Genomic DNA, 14581 nt, shown 5'->3' on the forward strand with positions numbered 1-14581 from the left:
TGTCAAGCGATCCTCAAGCAAAAGGAAAGACTCGATGAGCAATGTCTCTGCTGCTCTCAAACTGATAAAGGATGAGGAGGTCGAATATGTCGACATCCGCTTCACCGACCCCAAGGGCAAGCTTCAGCATGTGACGCTGGTGTCCGATCTCGTCGACGAGGACTTCTTCGAGGAAGGCTTCATGTTCGACGGCTCGTCCATCGCCGGCTGGAAATCCATCGATCAGTCCGACATGAAGCTGATCCCGGATGCAAGCTCGGTCTACATCGACCCCTTCTATGCCGAAAAGACGCTCTGCGTGCATTGCAACGTGGTCGAGCCCGACACCGGCGAGGCCTACAGCCGCGACCCGCGCGGCACGGCGCTGAAGGCCGAGGCCTACCTCAAGTCCTCGGGCATCGGTGACACCGCGTACTTCGGTCCGGAAGCCGAATTCTTCCTGTTCGACGACGTGCGCTACTCGGTCACCCCGGCCAAGGTCGCCTACCAGATCGACGCCGAAGCGGCGGCCTGGAACACCGACTCGGCCACCGAGGGCGGCAACTACGGCCATCGCGCCGGTCACAAGGGCGGCTACTTCCCGGTGAACCCGGTCGACGAGGCGCAGGACATCCGCGGCGAGATGCTCTCGACCATGAAGCGCATGGGCATCAAGGTCGACAAGCACCACCACGAGGTCGCCACCTGCCAGCACGAGCTGGGCATGATCTTCGGCGGTCTGGTCGAGCAGGCCGACAACATCCAGAAGTACAAGTACGTGATCCACAACGTGGCCCACGCCTACGGCAAGACCGTGACCTTCATGCCGAAGCCCATGAAGGGCGACAACGGCTCGGGGATGCACGTGAACATGTCGATCTGGAAGGACGGCAAGCCGCTCTTCGCCGGCGACAAGTATGCCGACCTCTCGCAGGAAGCCCTCTACTTCATCGGCGGCATCCTGAAGCATGCCAAGGCGCTGAACGCGCTGACCAACCCGGCGACCAACAGCTACAAGCGCCTGATCCCGGGCTTCGAGGCTCCGGTGCTGCGGGCCTACTCGGCGCGCAACCGCTCGGGCTGCGTCCGTATTCCGTGGACCGAGTCGCCGAAAGCCAAGCGCGTCGAAGCCCGCTTTCCCGATCCCTCGGCGAACCCCTACCTGGCCTTCGCCGCCCTGCTGATGGCCGGCCTCGACGGGATCAAGAACAAGATCGATCCGGGCCCGGCTTCGGACAAGGACCTCTACGACCTGCCGCCGGAAGAACTGGCCGAAATCCCGACCGTCTGCGGCTCGCTGCGCGAGGCGCTGGAGGAGCTGGAGAAGGACCACGACTTCCTGCTGGCCGGCGACGTGTTCACCAAGGATCAGCTCGAGGGCTACATGGCGCTCAAGTGGGAAGAGGTCTACGCCTACGAGCACACGCCGCACCCGATCGAGTACGCGATGTACTACTCCTGCTGATCGGTGGGACATCTTCGGGAAAGGGCGCCTTCGGGCGCCCTTTTTCATGCGTGGGCGGCGCAACCACAGGATGCATTAGCACATTGTGGCGCAACAATGGCGCCTGATTGGGTTAATTTCCCTCAAAGATCACAATCTGTCCGCAATCGCGGTTTAACCATGCAGCATGAGACCGGAGAACATGGGGGTTTCCATGCGTGACACATCGACCAGCACGATCGCGCAGCTGCTCTACGCCCGCCCGCTGCACATGCATTTCGCCATGCTCGTGGGCGAGCTCAACAGCGCGCTGGCGAAATGCGATGCGGTGGATCGCAGCTTCGCCTGGGATTGCGACGACGTGGCCATCTTCGATCTGGACGGCGCGCGGGTGATCATGAGCCTTGCAGACAATCCGGGTGGCGGCCATGCCTGCTGCCTCAGCGTCTCTGTCGGGCCGTCGCCGGTGGCCGATCCCGAGGTTCCGGCGATCCAGCGCGGCGCGATGATGTGCCGGATGATCGTTGATCGCATCCAGACCCGTTTCCCCCCGGCTGCCGTCGCCTGGCACAACCTGCCCGGCCCGGTGACGCCGGACCGGCTCGAGACGCTCTTGGCGCAGTTGCCCACCGCACAGGAAGTGGAGCTGCCGAGCAAGGCGCAGCTCTGCTTCCCGCCGCTCGCCCCGGTGCATCCCGAGGCCGCCAATGACCGCCCCGACCTGCCCCGGCGCCAGTCGGGCAACGAGACGGTGCGCTCGGCGCTCTATCCCGAAGGCGCGCCGTGGCAGGGCGAGAAGAAGCCCGCCAACGCCAATGCAACGCCGATGCGGCTGGCGATCCACACGATGAACGCGACGCTGATCCTCGTCGCGATGCCGGTGGGCGCCGCCATGATGACCTATTCGCTGTTGCGGGGCGAAGACCTGCGGCTGACCTCGCAAGCCATGGTGCTGACCGGTCTGGGCACGGTCTTCCTGCAGAGCGATTTGGGGCGGTCGCTGATCGCGATGATCTAATCGGCGTCGGTCGGGAACTGGAGGACGATGCAGGTGCCGAGCTCGGCCGGCACCTGTTCCACCGTTCCGCCGAGCTGGTCGCCCATGGCGCGCAGCAGTCGCTGGCCAAGCCCGGTGCCCTGCGCCACGATGGTCGGGTCGATGCCCACGCCGTCGTCGGACACCTTGAGCCGCGCCCGCCCCGGCGCGGCCTCTTCCAGCGAGACGCGCAAGGTGCCGCCATCGCCCGAGGGCCAGGCGTATTTCACCGCATTTGTCACCAGTTCGGAAACCATCACCCCGAGACAGACGGCGCGGTCGGCGCTGATGTTGACCGGCGAGAACGCCATCTCCAGCTTCACCGAGGAGGGAGCGGCCGCGGCGAAGTCGGACAGCATGGTGGTCAGGTAGGGCTCCAGCTCCACCACGCGCATGTCTTCGCCCAAATAAAGTCTGCGCCGAGGACGTAGGTCAGGGCGTCGCCGCCGTTGACGAAGGGGATGATCTCGTTGTTCACGCCGGCGCGGCGGATGTTCTTCTCGATCAGACGGGCATGACCCTCGTAATCCTCGACCATCACGATGGTGACTTCTTTTCCGAGCGCCTTCATGCCTTGACCTCTTTCAAGACAGGACGCAGATCCGCAGGCACACGCAGCGTGAACATCGAGCCTTCACCTGCAATCGATTTCAGGGTGATTTCACCGCCGAGATTTCGCATGAGGGTGCGCACATGCGCAAGACCGATTCCCTCCCCGGGCCTGTCCTGCGTACCCGCGCGGCGGAAGAGTTCGAAGACCCGCTCGTGATCGTCGCCGGAAATGCCCCGCCCGTTGTCGCTGACATCGACCCGCACCATGCGCGCGCTCTCGCGGCGGATGCGGATCGTCAGCTGCAGCGGCCGATCGGGATGGGCGTATTTCACCGCGTTGTCGACGAGGGTCCCCAGCGCCTGTTCCAGGGAGAGGCGGTCGCCGACGATCTCGGGCACGTCGGAGGTGATGTCCACCGACCCGCCCATCTCCGAGACCTGGTGGCGCACCGTCGCCGCCGTCTGCTCGGCGAGTGCGCCGAGATCGAGCGGCGCGGGCTTTAGCTCGCGTCGGCCGTCGCGCGAGATCTTGAGGATGGCATTGATCAGCCCGTCCATCTTGCGCGTGGAGGAGCGGATGAAGGCCAGAGCCTCGGGCAGATCCTCGGCGGCGGCGGTCCGGGCGTCGCGGATGTCGGTCTCGCTAACCGGGGTGCCGTCGGCCAGAACGTAGGTCTGCAGCGGCTTCAGCGCGGTCTCGAGCTCGCTGGTGAAGCCCATGATGTTGACGAGGGGCGCGCGCAGGTCGTGGGTCACGATATAGGCGAAGCGCTGCACCTCCTGATTGGCGCGCATCAGATCGACGGTGCGCTGCTGCACCCGTTCCTCGAGCCCGGCGTTCAGCCGCCGCATCTCCTCGTCGGCGGCGCGCAGGGCGCGCAGCTGGCGCAGCATCTCGTAGAAGGCGCCGCCGATCACGACCAGCGTCGCCAGACCGCCGATTATCGAGGCGGCCTGCAGCATGCGGTTGAGCCGCTTCTGCCGGTCGATGGCCGAGGCGTTGCGCTCGTCGGAGCGGGTCAGGACGCCGTCGAGGATGGTGCGGATCCCGTCCATCGTGGCGCGGCCCTCGCCTTCCAGCCCGATCAGCGACAGCCGGTCGATCGTGCCGTCGGCCAGATCGGCCAGCACGATCTCCTCCAGTTCCAGCCGCCGCTCGACCAGACGCTGCAACTCCGGCCCCTCCTCCTCGCCATGCAGCGGCAGGTCTGGCAGGAGCGCGGCCATCAGTTCCGGCACCTGGGTGCGCGCCGCGCTGTAGGGTTCGAGGAACTCGGGATCGCGGGTGACGAGGAAGCCGCGCTGGCCGACTTCGGTATCCTGCAGCGCCGAGAGCAGATCCGCCGCATTGCGCCGCATCTCGCGTTCCTCGACGATGAGCCGGAAGGTCTCGTCGGCGCGGAAGGAGATATAGGTGCCGAGCGCCCCGACAAGCACCATGAGGAGGGCTCCTGCAGCCAGAAGTCCGGTGCTCCGGGTCGTTTTCTCGCGTCCGTGCTGCACTGCTGCGTCTTTCCTTCGTTGCGACGAAAAGACGCTATCACGCCGCGGCAGGCCATATAAGAGAGGTCGGACCATCGGCGCGGGTGCAATTTCCGGCGCCGATTCGCGCAAAGCGCGAAGCCCGCAAGCGCCGTTACGTCACATGCGACGAAAGAGCGCAGAATTAGCGGAACTTTGGCAAGCAGCAGGCTATTTATGGCATGCCGGTTCACGCTGAAAGGAGCCTGATCCCGGCCCTCTGTCCAGCCTGCGGCGGGCGGGCAGTGCGGGTGTCAGCCGGATGTGAAAGGACTGGTAATGACTGTTAACACGATGGACGTCTCGGCCGGACAGGCGCTCAGGGTTCTGCGCGAGGGCTGGGCGGCACAAAGGGCAGGCGCGCTCACCACTTCCTGGATGCTGCATGGCCGTCCCGGCGTCGGAAAGACCGAAGTGGTGCGCCAGCTAGCCGCCGAGCAGAAGGCCCGGCTCTACGATCTGCGCTTGACCACCATCGAATCGCAGGACCTCCGCGGCCTGCCCTATTACGACCATCAGACGAAGAAGACGCTCTGGTATCGCCCCGACGACCTGCCCGACGATCCGGCGCATCCGTCGCTGCTGTTCCTCGACGAGCTGACCGCCGCCCCGCCGCATCTGCACCCCGCCGTCTATGGCCTGCTGCAGGAGCGCCGCGTGGGGCCGCACAACCTGCCCGACAGCGTCTTCATCGTGGCGGCCGGCAACATGGTCGAGGATGGCGCGGTGGCCTACGAGATGGGCACGGCCCTGTCCGACCGGCTGATCCATCTGAACGTCGCTGCCTCCGCCACCGACTGGCTGGAGAATTTTGCCATTCCCAACAGCCTGCACCCCGCCGTGGCCGCCTTCATCCGCATGCGACCGGATCTGCTGGAGACCACGCCCGAGGCACTGGATCGCGGGCTGATGATCGCCACTACCCCGCGGAGCTGGGAGCGGGTCAGCAAGATCATGCAGGCGGTGCAGGACCGCGCGCTGCGCAAGATCATGCTGGCCGGCACCATCGGCGAAGCGATCGCGGCGGAGTTCCAGCTGGTGGCCGACGACATCGACGCCAGCGTCAGCGTGGCAGCGCTGCTGGAGGCCGCACCCAAGGATCGCCCGGCGCTCTATCCGGAATCGATGCACGGGCTGCACGCGCTGATCTACGGGCTGGTGGGCGCGCTCGGGCCGCAGACGGCCGTGCCGGTGATCGACGTCATGGCGGGCATCCGCACGCTGGACCGCGAGCGGGACGAGGCGGCCTTTTCGCGCATGCCGCTCGCCGAGCTCTGCACCCATGGCTTCGAGATGGCGATCCGGCGCGGGCTGGAGCAGGGGCTGGCCGAAGACTTCCTCGACCACCCGGCCTATGCCGCCTATTCGCAGGAACGCGCCCGGCTGGGTCTGGACTGATGCGCGCCCATTCTCGCCGCGCCGGCCCCGCCCTGCGCCGCCTCTCCGAAGCCGATCCGGCACTCGGGGCGCTGGCGCTCTGGTGCCCCCATCGCGATGCCGAGGGCGAGACCGCCGCCTGGACCGATGGGAGAACGGTGTTCTACGGCCCCGGCTTCGAGACGCTCGCCCCACATGAGCAGGCCGGGCTGGCGGCGCATCAGGTGCTGCATATCGCGTTGCGTCATGCGCCCCGCTCGCTGGCGATGCGCGGGCGGTTCGGGGACCGGTTCGACGAGGAGCTGTTCAACATCGCCTGCGACGCGATCCTGAACCAGACGCTGGTGCTGGCGGGCCACGCCTTGCCCCGCCCGGTCGTGCTGCTGGCCGATCTGCTGAAGGCCGCCCTGCCCGCCGAGACGGCGGTGACAGGATGGGATGTGGAGAAGCTCTACATCCGGCTGATGGCCGATGCGAACCAGCCGGGAAAGGGCGAGGGTGACGGCAAGATTAAGGGCAAGGGCGAGAGCCAGAACGGCCGCCCCGACGCGGCCGAGGCCGCGCGCGAGCTGGCGCGGCAGAAAAGCTTCGGGCAGGACCTGCACGCCGTCCCTGCCCCGGTCGAGGGCGAGGAGGACGAAAGCCCCGACCCCGACGCCTGGCGCGAACGGCTGGCCCGGGCGATGGAGGACGGGCGGTCGGCGGGGCGCGGCATCGGCACGCTCGGCACCGACGCGCTGGACCTGCCGCAGGTGCATACGCCCTGGGAGCGGGTGCTGCGGCGGCTGGTCTCCAAGGCGGTGTCGCACACGCCGCGCCCCGATTGGGGCCGCCCGGCCCGGCGCTGGCTGGCGCATGACAGTGCCGCGCGCGAGGAAGGCCGCTTCCAGCCCGCCTTCCAGCCCGCCCGCTGCGCCGACCGCAACCGGCCAAGGGTGGCGGTGGCGGTGGATACCTCCAGCTCGATCGACGATGCGCGGCTGGGGCTGTTTGCGGCTCAGGTGGCGGGGATCGGGCGTCGCTCGGGGGCAGAGGTGCATGTGCTTGCCTTCGACACGGTGGTGACGGGGCAGAGCAGGATGCAGGGCATCGCCTGGGAGTCGGAAATCCGGCGCGTCGATTTCGCCCGGGGTGGCGGCACAGACTTCGGGCCGGTGATCGCAGCGGCGCTGGCGCTTAATCCGTCGGTGATCGTGGTGCTTACGGATCTCGACGGGCCCTTCGGTGCCGCGCCCAAGGTGCCGGTGATCTGGGCCATCCCGCAGGAGAAGGCGCCCACCCCGCCCTTCGGCAAGGTGATCAGCCTGTCGCGCTGAGCTTTGCCCGCGCCATGCCCGCCAGCCGGGCGTGGGCCGAGATGCTCGACGCCTCGAGTGCCACCGACCGCAGCGGCTTCTTCTGCACGAGGTTCACCCGCAGAAGCGTGCTCTCCTCCAGCCCCTGATCGAAAAGCCCCTCGCGCAGCATCTGCCGTTCCTCCGGCGTGAGGTCGAGCACCGCACGGGTTTCGGCATCCTGCACCGAGACGAAGGTCAAGGGCCGCAGCCGCGCCATGTCGGATTGCTCCACCACCAGCATCAGCCGCCCCTGCATCATGCCGCGCCCGGCGGCGATGCGGGTGAGGATCGACCGCCCGCGCTGCGACAGCACGTCGAGCGTGCGGTCCGACGTCACGTCGTCGCCGGGCTGTGCCGTCACCGGCAGCACATTGCCCTCGGCGATCAGCGCGATCAGCAGAAGCACGGGCGCCACGGCGAGGCTGACCTCGACGAACTCCGGCAGCAGCAGCATGGCCGCGGGAATCGGGGCCAGCACGATGATGTGCCGCACCAGCGAAGAGTCCAGCAGCAGGCGCCAGAAGGTGCGCGACAGCATCAGCTTGCGGGGGAAGACGAGTGTGCCCGCGCGGCGCATCACCCCGGTGGCAGTGCAGCGGCGCAGGGCACGAAAGTTCAGAACGGAAGAGGGAGTCAGGATGAACATGATACCTCGGTCGTCACTCAGGATAATCGTCAATGACAGGACGCAACTCCGGTTCCCGGGGTTGCGCCTTTCTTTTCAGTCTCTCAGAGGGAAGTTACCGATCCCTCGCGGGATCACAACCGGATCTCGCCTTCGTCGGTGCCGTCCCAGTAGTGGATGCGGCTGGCATGGACCTTCAAGAGCACCATGCCGGGTGTGTCGGTGCCCTCGGGAAACCACATCCGCAGGCTCTTGAACCAGTGCTCCTCGAAGGTCGCCTTGTCGCGGACGATCTCCGCCCGGCCCTCGATCGACAGGAAGAGCGGCGGCTTGCCCAGCAGCCCGGCCTTGCCGGTCAGCGACATGGCGACAGTCGGGTCGCGCTCGATGTCGCGGACGGTATGGGTATTCTCGTAGGTGAAGAACCAGCTGTCGCCGTCGAATTCCACGTCACCGTTGTTGCTCATCGGACGCCCGGCGATCTCGCCGCCCGGGGCGCGGGTGAACAGCATGGTGAAGTCGATGTCGCGCATGTCCTTCGCCACGTCCTGCAGTGTCTTGTCGGCCATAGAGCCCTCCTTTGCGGCTCCATGCCGCCCATGACAGTGCCGAGGGGCGGCAAAGGTTCCCTCGCCGAGGCGCTTTCCTTGGCGAAAGCCGCCCGCTACTGTCGGCTCCGGAGGGGTGACGATGGCCAAGGAACTGCGACCGCACAGCGGCCCTGCCGAGTTGACCGATGCCGTCTGGATGGACGTGCTGACGGCGGTGGACCGCACCTACGCCGATTTGGTGGATTATCAGGAAAGGCTGGAGCGGCAGAATGCCGAGCTCGAGATCCTGCGCTCCTTTCTCGCCTCGGTGCTCGCCTCGGTATCGGACATCCTGATCGTCGTCTCCCGCGCGGGGCTGGTCGAGGAGGTCTCGGCCTCGGTCTGCACCCGGCTGCGCCAGACGCGGGTGCGGCTCTGCGGCGGGCCGGTGGCAGACCTTTTCGCGCCGCAGGACCACGCGCTGCTGGAGACCGCGCTGCGCCGTGTGGGCGACGAGCGGGCGCCGGTGATGGTGGAGGTCGGGCTTCTGACTCCCGAAGGCCCCTCGGCGGTGGAGCTGTCGCTTTCGCCCCGCTTCGACGAGCGCGGGCGCAATGCCGGGATGGTGCTGACCGGGCGCTCGGTGGCCGAGCTGCGTCAGGCCTATGCGGAGCTTGCCACCAGCCATGACGAGCTGAAGGCCGCGCAGGCGCATCTCGTGCGCAGCGAGAAGCTGGCCTCGTTGGGGCGGCTTCTGGCCGGGGTGGCGCATGAGCTGAACAACCCGATCAGCTTCGTCTATGCCAACGCCCATGCGCTCGATCGCTATGCCGGGAAGTTCGAGCAGTATTTCGAGCAGGTGCAGGCCGGGGCCAGCCGCGAGACGCTGGTGCAGTTGCGCGAGGATCTGAAGCTGGACCGCGAGGTGCGAAACCTGCGCGACGCGGTGCAGGGCGCGCGCGCCGGCGCCGAGCGGGTGCGCGACATCGTCGAGGATCTGCGCCGGCTCTCGGCGGATGGCTCGGGCGAGACGGAAGTCTTCGATCTGGTGGCGACGGCGAATGTCGCCGCCTCCTGGGTGCAGCGCGGCGCGCGGCGGCCGGTGGAGGTGGCGGTCAGCGGGCTCACCCGGCTGGAGGTGCGGGGGCGGCCGGGGCATATCCAGCAGGTGGTGATGAACCTCGTGCAGAATGCGCTCGACGCGGTGGAGGATCACCCTGCCCCGCAGATCGGCCTCGCCCACAGCATTGAGGGTGACCGGGCGGTGCTGTCGGTGACCGACAACGGCCCCGGCGTGCCGGAGGCGGCGGCACAGGCGATCTTCGATCCGTTCTACACGACGAAGCCCATCGGGCGCGGCACCGGCCTCGGCCTGTCGATCTCGCACAAGATCGCAGAGGAACATGGCGGGCGGCTGTCGCTCTGTCCGAACCACCCGGGCGCCTGCTTCCGGCTGGAGCTGCCCTTGGCCCGGCCCGCGGAGGCGGCACAATGAACATTCTCTGGCTTCAGGCCGCTGGCTGCGGCGGCTGCACCATGTCGCTCCTCTGCGCCGAGAGCCCCGGCATCCTTGATCTGCTGGAGGGCGCGGGCATCCGCTTTCTCTGGCACCCGGCGCTGTCGCTGGAGACCGGGGGCGAGGTGACGGCACTTCTGGAGCGGGTGGTCTCGGGTGCGGTGCCGCTCGACGTGCTCTGCATCGAGGGGGCGATCGCGCGCGGGCCGCGCAACACCGGGCGCTACCAGATGCTTTCGGGCACCGGCCGGTCGATGCTGGACTGGGTGCGCAGCCTCGCGCCCTTGGCCCGGCATGTGGTGGCGGTGGGCAGCTGCGCGGCCTTCGGCGGGGTGACGACGGCGGGGGGCAACCCATCGGACGCGGTGGGCCTGCACTATGACGGCGCGCATCCCGGCGGGCTGCTGCCGCCCGAGTTCCGCAGCCGGAGCGGCCTGCCGGTGGTCAATGTCGCGGGCTGCCCGACGCATCCCGGCTGGGTCAGCGAGACGCTGCTGCTGCTCCAGTCGGGCACCCTCGACGCCGCGGGCCTCGACGCCCTCTCCCGGCCGCGGTTCTACGCCGACCATCTGGTGCATCACGGCTGCCCGAAGAACGAATATTACGAATACAAGGCCAGTGCCGAACGCCTGTCCGAGCTTGGCTGCATGATGGAGCATCTGGGCTGCGTCGGCACGCAGGCCGTGGGCGATTGCAACATCCGGCCCTGGAACGGCGACGGCTCCTGCACGCGCGGCGGCTACCCCTGCATCGCCTGCACCGCGCCCGAGTTCGAGGAGCCGCGCCACCCCTTCACCGAGACGCCCAAGATCGGCGGCATCCCGGTTGGTCTGCCCTCGGACATGCCGAAGGCCTGGTTCATGGCGCTGGCCAGCCTGTCGAAGGCCGCGACCCCGAACCGGCTGCGTCGCAACGCCACCTCCGACCGCATCGCCGTGCCGCCCACGCTGCGGGGGCCGCGGCGATGACGCAGCTGGTGGTCGGCCCGTTCAACCGGGTCGAGGGCGATCTGGAGGTGCGGCTGGAGATCGCCGAGGGCCGCGTGACGTCTGCGCGGGTCAATGCCCCGCTCTATCGCGGCTTCGAGCGGATGCTGGAGGGGCGCGACCCGATGGACGCGCTGACGCTGACGCCCCGGATCTGCGGCATCTGCTCGATCAGCCAATCCGCCGCCGCCGCCCGGGCGCTGGGCGCGGCGATGGGGCTGGCGCCGACGCCGGAGGGCGCGAAGATCGCGGCGCTGATCCATGCGGTCGAGAATGTCTCGGACCATCTCACCCATTTCAACCTGTTCTTCATGCCGGATTTCACCCGCCCCGCCTATGCCGGCCGCCCCTGGCACGCGCGGGCGGTGGAGCGGTTCACCGCAACCGAAGGCGGCGCCTTGCGCGCAGGCGTGGCGGCGCGGGCCGAGCTCATGCACATCCTCGGGCTGATGGCGGGGAAATGGCCGCATACCCTGGCGATCCAGCCCGGCGGCGTCACCCGCGCTCCCGGCCTGCGCGACCGGCTGCGGCTGCAGACCACGCTGCGCGCCTTCCGCCGCTATCTGGAGACAGTGGTGTTCGGCGGCCCGCTCGAAGCCTTCGCCGCCCTGCCCGACAGCGCGGCGCTGCTCGGTTGGGGGCGCGGCGATGTCGGGCTGTTCCTTGAGATCGCCGCCGACCTCGATCTGGCGGCGTCGGGTCGTGGCAGCGGGCGCTACCTGAGCTTCGGGGCCTATCCCTTGGCCGAGGGCCATGGCTTCGCCCCGGGTTTCTGGAACGGCGGCTGGCACCCCCTCGAGACCGGGCGCATCCGCGAGGACCTGAGCCACGCCTGGATGCTCGGCGCCGAGGCGCATCCCGCCACAGGGCGCACCGAGCCTGACGAGGCGATGCGGGACACGGCCTACAGCTGGTGCAAGGCGCCGCGGATGGGCGGGCTTACCGCCGAGACCGGGGCGCTGGCGCGGCAGCTGATCGATGGCCATCCGCTCGCCGCCGATCTGGCGCGGCAGGGCGGCGTGCTGGCGCGGGTCGCCGGGCGGCTTCTGGAATTGGCGCGGACGCAGGGTTTCATGGAGGCGCTGGTAGACGGGCTCGACACCTCGGCGCGCTTCATGGCCGCACCCGTGCCGATGCCGGAACATGCGCAGGGTGCGGGGCTGGTCGAGGCGGCGCGCGGCGCGCTTGGCCACTGGCTGCGGATCGAGCGCGGCCGGATCGCGGGCTATCAGATCATCGCGCCGACCACCTGGAACTTCTCGCCCCGCGATGCGGCGGGCGTGCCGGGGCCGCTGGAGGCGGCGCTGGAAGGGGCCGTGGTGCGCGAGGGAGAGACAGCGCCGCTGAGCGTGCAGCATATCGTGCGCAGCTTCGATCCCTGCATGGTCTGCACGGTGCATTGATGAAAGGATACCCGGAGAGCGGGGGGCATGCGTCTCAGGGACATGCGGGCCATGAGGGGCTGGAGATCCGGGTGCGGGGACAGGTGCAGGGCGTGGGATTCCGCCCCTTCGTCTGGCAGCTGGCGCGCGAGATGGGCCTCCGCGGCGAGGTGCTGAACGACGGCTCTGGCGTGCTGATCCACGTGGCGGGAGACGGGCTCGACGCCTTTCTCGCCGCCCTCAGCGAGCGCGCACCGCCGCTTGCCCGCGTGGACCGGGTCGAGAGCCGCCCCTGCCGAGTGACGGCGGAGGAGTTCCGCATCACGGCCAGCGGCGCGGGAACGGTCGCCACCCGGGTGACACCGGATGCCGCCACCTGCCCCGCCTGCCTGGCCGAGATCCGCGGCAGCGGGCGCAGGCGGGGCTATGCCTTCACCAACTGCACCCATTGCGGTCCGCGCTTCACCATCCTGCGCGCGCTGCCCTACGACCGGGCGCAAACCTCGATGGCAGGCTTCGCGCTCTGCCCTGACTGCCGGGCCGACTATACCGACCCCGCCGACCGCCGCTTCCATGCCCAGCCCATCGCTTGCCCCGCCTGCGGCCCCCGGCTCTGGCTCGAGGCGGAGGGGCAGGTGCTTTCGGGCGATCCGCTGGCGGCGGCGGTGGCGCGGCTGAAGGCCGGGCAGATCGTGGCGGTGAAGGGTCTTGGCGGCTTCCATCTTGCCTGCGATGCCGCCGACCCTGCCGCGCTGGCGCTGCTGCGCAGCCGCAAGCACCGTCCGGCCAAGCCCTTCGCGGTGATGGCGAGCGAGCCGATGCTCGCCGCCATCGCCGAGGTGACGCCCGAGGATCTGGCGCTCCTGCGCGACGCCGCGGCGCCGGTGGTGCTTGTCGCGTCCCGCTTCGCCCTGCCAGAGGCGGTTGCATCGGGGATGGCGCGGATCGGTGTCATGCTGCCCTACACGCCGCTGCATCACCTGTTGCTCGACGCCTTCGGCGGACCGCTGGTGATGACCTCCGGCAATCTCTCCGGCGAGCCGCAGGTCATCCGCAATGCCGAGGCGCGGGCGAAGCTGGCGGGCTTCGCCGACGCCTTCCTGATGCATGACCGCCAGATCCTGCGGCGGATGGATGACAGCGTGGAATGCGCGGCCCCGCCCATCGTCCTGCGCCGGGCGCGCGGGCGCTGCCCCGGCACCTTCCCGCTGCCCGAGGGTTTTGCCAAGGCGCCGCAGGTGCTGGCGCTCGGCGGGCAGATGAAGGCCGCCGTCTGCCTGATCCGCGACGGCGAGGCGCTGCTGTCGCATCATCTGGGCGATCTCGATGACGCACTGACCTTCGATGAATTCCGTTCGGCTATAAATGATTACACGGCGCTCTTCGATCACCGTGCGAGCCTCGTCGCCTGCGATCTGCACCCCGGCTACCGCGCCACCCGGCATGGCCAGACGCTCGGCTTGCCGCTGGAGCCGGTGCAGCATCACCACGCCCATCTGTCTGCCGTGCTGGCCGATGCTGGCTGGCCGCTCGAGGCCGGGCCGGTGGCGGGGATCGTGCTGGATGGCACCGGGCTCGGGGACGACGGGACGAGCTGGGGCGGAGAGATCCTGCTGGGCGACTACCGCAGCTTCCAGCGCGTCGCGCATCTGGCGCCAGCGCCGCTGCCGGGCGGCGATCTGGCGGCGCGGGAGCCGTGGCGCAACGCGCTGGTGCGGCTGGATCAGGCGGGGCTCGGAGAACGGGCGGACCGGCTCTTTGCCGGGCGCCCGCGCGACGCCCTGCGGCGGGCGCTGGCGGCAGGCGTGAACGCGCCGCTCTCCTCCTCCGCCGGGCGGCTCTTCGATGCCGTGGCCGCCTGTCTCGGCCTCGCAGCGGAGCGGCAGAGCTTTGAGGGCGAGGCTGCGATGCGGCTGGAGGCGCTGCCGGGGCAAGGCGCGCCCTATCCCTTCGACGGGCTCGACCCCGCGCCGATGTTCCGGGCGCTGGCCGAGGATCTGGCGGCAGGCATCCCGGCAGGCGTGATCTCGGCGCGCTTCCATGCCGGGCTGGCGCGCGCTGTCTGCGCAGCGGCGCGGGCGCTGGTGGCAGCCGGACAAGTACGGGCCGTGGCTCTGAGCGGCGGCTGCTTCCAGAACGCGCGGCTGCTTCTGGCCTGCGAGGCGGAGCTTGCCGGACTGCCGGTCCTGCGTCACAGGCGGGTGCCCCCGGGCGATGGCGGGCTGGCGTTGGGTCAGGCTCTCGTCGCCGCGGCGCGGCATATTCCTGCTGCGGAAGCGGAGTGACCGGCGGCGGA

The 14581-nt window shown here is 68.9% G+C and carries 13 protein-coding genes; 8 read left to right on the forward strand and 5 right to left on the reverse strand.

Translation table 11 applies throughout. The annotated features are described in order from the left end of the window. The first annotated feature begins 34 nt into the window (after nt 1–34). Together glnA and AC3A5Z_RS11145 are read left to right on the forward strand one after the other, a co-directional pair. Nucleotides 35–1444 carry a type I glutamate--ammonia ligase gene (glnA, locus tag AC3A5Z_RS11140; RefSeq protein WP_487519404.1) on the forward strand — a complete coding sequence of 470 codons (1410 nt, stop codon included), beginning with the start codon at nt 35–37 and terminating at the stop codon, nt 1442–1444. 193 nt (nt 1445–1637) lie between these two features. Continuing rightward, nucleotides 1638–2441, forward strand: coding sequence for a hypothetical protein (locus AC3A5Z_RS11145; RefSeq protein ID WP_487519405.1), 804 nt, complete (start codon nt 1638–1640; stop codon nt 2439–2441). Here the strand turns inward: AC3A5Z_RS11145 and AC3A5Z_RS11150 are convergent. Genes AC3A5Z_RS11150 through AC3A5Z_RS11160 form a run of 3 tightly spaced genes read right to left on the reverse strand, consistent with a single transcriptional unit; the run spans nt 2438 to nt 4451 of the window. Continuing rightward, nucleotides 2438–2854 carry a sensor histidine kinase gene (locus AC3A5Z_RS11150; RefSeq protein ID WP_487519406.1) on the reverse strand — a complete coding sequence of 139 codons (417 nt, stop codon included), beginning with the start codon at nt 2852–2854 and terminating at the stop codon, nt 2438–2440. The genes AC3A5Z_RS11145 and AC3A5Z_RS11150 overlap by 4 nt on opposite strands. Further along, on the reverse strand, nt 2824–3030 hold the full coding sequence (locus AC3A5Z_RS11155) for a hypothetical protein (protein ID WP_487519407.1): 207 nt from the start codon (nt 3028–3030) through the stop codon (nt 2824–2826). The genes AC3A5Z_RS11150 and AC3A5Z_RS11155 overlap by 31 nt, the downstream gene beginning before the upstream one ends. Next, a complete protein-coding gene (locus tag AC3A5Z_RS11160; RefSeq protein WP_487519408.1) occupies nt 3027–4451 on the reverse strand; it encodes a sensor histidine kinase in 1425 nt (474 codons plus the stop codon). The genes AC3A5Z_RS11155 and AC3A5Z_RS11160 overlap by 4 nt, the downstream gene beginning before the upstream one ends. Before the next feature lie 360 nt (nt 4452–4811). On the opposite strand from AC3A5Z_RS11160, the gene AC3A5Z_RS11165 reads away from it, so the two are divergent. Next, entirely contained in the window at nt 4812–5930 is a 1119-nt protein-coding gene (locus AC3A5Z_RS11165) for an AAA family ATPase (protein WP_487519409.1), read from the forward strand. After that, complete coding sequence (locus tag AC3A5Z_RS11170; protein ID WP_487519410.1) at nt 5930–7225, forward strand: vWA domain-containing protein; 1296 nt, start codon at nt 5930–5932, stop codon at nt 7223–7225. The genes AC3A5Z_RS11165 and AC3A5Z_RS11170 overlap by 1 nt, the downstream gene beginning before the upstream one ends. On the opposite strand, the gene AC3A5Z_RS11175 is transcribed toward AC3A5Z_RS11170, so the two are convergent. Beyond that, nucleotides 7209–7892: a hypothetical protein gene (locus AC3A5Z_RS11175; protein ID WP_487519411.1), complete on the reverse strand. Its 684-nt coding sequence runs from the start codon at nt 7890–7892 to the stop codon at nt 7209–7211. The two genes, AC3A5Z_RS11170 and AC3A5Z_RS11175, sit on opposite strands and share 17 nt — an antisense overlap. 113 nt (nt 7893–8005) lie before the next feature. Further along, entirely contained in the window at nt 8006–8440 is a 435-nt protein-coding gene (locus AC3A5Z_RS11180) for a pyridoxamine 5'-phosphate oxidase family protein (protein WP_487519412.1), read from the reverse strand. A 121-nt stretch (nt 8441–8561) separates the two neighbouring features. On the opposite strand from AC3A5Z_RS11180, the gene AC3A5Z_RS11185 reads away from it, so the two are divergent. The 4 genes from AC3A5Z_RS11185 to hypF are packed head-to-tail and all read left to right on the forward strand — an operon-like array spanning nt 8562 to nt 14570. Continuing rightward, nucleotides 8562–9896, forward strand: a complete 1335-nt coding sequence (locus AC3A5Z_RS11185; protein ID WP_487519413.1) for a sensor histidine kinase — start codon at nt 8562–8564, stop codon at nt 9894–9896. After that, nucleotides 9893–10885, forward strand: coding sequence for an NADH-quinone oxidoreductase subunit B family protein (locus AC3A5Z_RS11190; protein ID WP_487519414.1), 993 nt, complete (start codon nt 9893–9895; stop codon nt 10883–10885). The genes AC3A5Z_RS11185 and AC3A5Z_RS11190 overlap by 4 nt, the downstream gene beginning before the upstream one ends. Continuing rightward, nucleotides 10882–12306: a nickel-dependent hydrogenase large subunit gene (locus tag AC3A5Z_RS11195; protein WP_487519415.1), complete on the forward strand. Its 1425-nt coding sequence runs from the start codon at nt 10882–10884 to the stop codon at nt 12304–12306. Before AC3A5Z_RS11190 ends, AC3A5Z_RS11195 begins: the two co-directional genes overlap by 4 nt. After that, a complete protein-coding gene (gene hypF, locus AC3A5Z_RS11200; protein WP_487519416.1) occupies nt 12306–14570 on the forward strand; it encodes a carbamoyltransferase HypF in 2265 nt (754 codons plus the stop codon). Before AC3A5Z_RS11195 ends, hypF begins: the two co-directional genes overlap by 1 nt. Nucleotides 14571–14581: the final 11 nt, after the last annotated feature.

This window comes from Cereibacter sp. Soil_C_27, assembly GCF_057657095.1.

Bases quoted from the DNA above. Each gene is read 5' to 3' on its own strand.
- glnA (WP_487519404.1), top strand. From the start codon at position 35: ATGAGCAATGTCTCTGCTGCTCTCAAACTGATAAAGGATGAGGAGGTC.
- AC3A5Z_RS11145 (WP_487519405.1), top strand. From the start codon at position 1,638: ATGCGTGACACATCGACCAGCACGATCGCGCAGCTGCTCTACGCCCGC.
- AC3A5Z_RS11150 (WP_487519406.1), bottom strand. From the start codon at position 2,854: ATGCGCGTGGTGGAGCTGGAGCCCTACCTGACCACCATGCTGTCCGAC.
- AC3A5Z_RS11155 (WP_487519407.1), bottom strand. From the start codon at position 3,030: ATGAAGGCGCTCGGAAAAGAAGTCACCATCGTGATGGTCGAGGATTAC.
- AC3A5Z_RS11160 (WP_487519408.1), bottom strand. From the start codon at position 4,451: ATGGTGCTTGTCGGGGCGCTCGGCACCTATATCTCCTTCCGCGCCGAC.
- AC3A5Z_RS11165 (WP_487519409.1), top strand. From the start codon at position 4,812: ATGACTGTTAACACGATGGACGTCTCGGCCGGACAGGCGCTCAGGGTT.
- AC3A5Z_RS11170 (WP_487519410.1), top strand. From the start codon at position 5,930: ATGCGCGCCCATTCTCGCCGCGCCGGCCCCGCCCTGCGCCGCCTCTCC.
- AC3A5Z_RS11175 (WP_487519411.1), bottom strand. From the start codon at position 7,892: ATGTTCATCCTGACTCCCTCTTCCGTTCTGAACTTTCGTGCCCTGCGC.
- AC3A5Z_RS11180 (WP_487519412.1), bottom strand. From the start codon at position 8,440: ATGGCCGACAAGACACTGCAGGACGTGGCGAAGGACATGCGCGACATC.
- AC3A5Z_RS11185 (WP_487519413.1), top strand. From the start codon at position 8,562: ATGGCCAAGGAACTGCGACCGCACAGCGGCCCTGCCGAGTTGACCGAT.
- AC3A5Z_RS11190 (WP_487519414.1), top strand. From the start codon at position 9,893: ATGAACATTCTCTGGCTTCAGGCCGCTGGCTGCGGCGGCTGCACCATG.
- AC3A5Z_RS11195 (WP_487519415.1), top strand. From the start codon at position 10,882: ATGACGCAGCTGGTGGTCGGCCCGTTCAACCGGGTCGAGGGCGATCTG.
- hypF (WP_487519416.1), top strand. From the start codon at position 12,306: ATGAAAGGATACCCGGAGAGCGGGGGGCATGCGTCTCAGGGACATGCG.